This window comes from Fulvivirga sp. (genome assembly GCF_040220315.1).
Lineage (GTDB): Bacteria > Bacteroidota > Bacteroidia > Cytophagales > Cyclobacteriaceae > Fulvivirga.
The window spans coordinates 1-1,604 of record NZ_JAVJUY010000017.1 but is presented as its reverse complement, the minus strand read 5'-3'; the positions used below and the strand labels follow the sequence as shown (position 1 = coordinate 1,604).

3 protein-coding genes are annotated in these 1,604 nt (G+C 33.5%); all 3 read left to right on the top strand.

Annotated features, from left to right (window positions below; all coding sequences use genetic code 11):
• On the top strand, positions 1-347 hold a 347-nt coding region (locus tag RLO81_RS00725; protein ID WP_350105786.1), incomplete at its 5' end, for a hypothetical protein.
• A 50-nt stretch (positions 348-397) separates the two neighbouring features.
• Positions 398-1,090 (top strand): hypothetical protein, encoded by a 693-nt coding sequence (locus RLO81_RS00720; RefSeq protein WP_350105784.1) that lies wholly within the window; start codon positions 398-400, stop codon positions 1,088-1,090.
• Positions 1,083-1,604 (top strand): nucleotide kinase domain-containing protein (locus tag RLO81_RS00715; protein WP_350105782.1); only part of this gene is annotated, 522 nt, incomplete at its 3' end. The genes RLO81_RS00720 and RLO81_RS00715, both read left to right, overlap by 8 nt.

Genomic DNA, 1,604 nt, shown 5'->3' with positions numbered 1-1,604 from the left:
TAATCACATATAGACATTTCCAACAGCTAAAAAAAGCGAAATTAAGTGATATTAGGTTTTCACTTTGTGGGACAAAAACTAAAAATCAAGTATTCAATATTGATGATTGGTGGGATGAAAAAGCAATTGAACTTGAGGTGGGCGACCTCATAGTATCTCAGCATAAACTATCTATAGATGGTCCACTAATACTCGATTGTGTAAATAAAACAGACAAATACATCTATGAAGCAAAAGGGCCAGGTATAACCCGTATTTTTAATGACAAGTGGAGTAGTTTTACAAAAATTAGTAGACATAAATTTCAAGGTTTTTATCAGTATAAATATGATGAGGAAGAAGAATGATTATCCATGGAGGCTCTTATACAGAGTGTTGGTTAAAATTACTTACAACTATGGCGAATGATGGAGAATGGTCTCTTTCCCCAGTTATAGCGAACTATGCGACTAATCTGGCATACCCACCATACAAGGAGGAACTGGAACACGAAATAAATGAATATCTTAAAGGTGAGTCGCAATCACCTATTGAAACAACTGCGAGTACTATTTTTCCAATAAGTCTCATGGGAGGTCAGGAATCTATATTTGATCGTTTTGATAAGGTCTGGAAATACATTAAAAAAGATAGTCGAAATTACAAAGGACATTACTTTAGACGTTTAATGGCCTTCAATGAGAAACATGGGGAGCCAATTAATCAACTTAAACATATTATAGAAACATATAATGGAATAGAGGGTGTACGTAAACCTATACATAGACGTTCAGCATTGATAGCTTTAACGTTTGACCCGTCAGAAGATCACTCTCCTCAACCTTTGAGGGGCTTTCCATGTTTGCAACAAGTCTGCTTAATTCCAAAAAAGAATGGAAAAATGACTCTAAATGCAATTTATGCCATGCAACATTTAGTTGATCGAGGATATGGAAACTATTTGGGGCTTAAGAATCTTGGTGATTTTATGGCTGGTGAGATGGGACTTGAGCTTGATGAAGTCAATTGTATAGCAAGCATTCTCGAGCTAGGAAAAATAAGAAAATCAGAAGCAAAAAAATTGGTAGAAAAATATAGCCGATATGTCTAAACGAACCAATATAATTATAAAGCTTGATCCTGCAAAACCAACAATAGCATATGATACTTACTGGAAATTTGCCTACGAACGACAAAATGTTTTCATAAATAGATTTACAAGGAAAGATTCTCCTTTCACTAACGATCCTATTTTACAAGAATACAAATTTACAAATGTTTACAGAGCCTCTGATCGGGTAAGCCAATATCTAATAAAGAATGTTATCTATAAAGATAAAAATCAATACACGCAATCAGATATATTATTTAGGGTTTTATTATTTAAACTTTTTAACAAGATTGAAACATGGCAGTTGCTTGAAAAGCATTTTGGGAATTTGAATGTAGAAAATTTTAAGATAAATACGTTTAAAAGATTTTTGGATGACGAAATGAACAATGGAAGAACATTGTATTCCAATGCATATATGATGGCTTCTGGATGTAAGGAGTTTAATGTAACTAGGAAACATCATGCTCATTTAATGCTTCTTAGACGTATGATAAAGGACAACCTAGCTGAG

Coding starts and splice junctions, on each gene's coding strand:
- RLO81_RS00720 (WP_350105784.1), top strand. CDS start 398: ATGGCGAATGATGGAGAATGGTCTCTTTCCCCAGTTATAGCGAACTAT.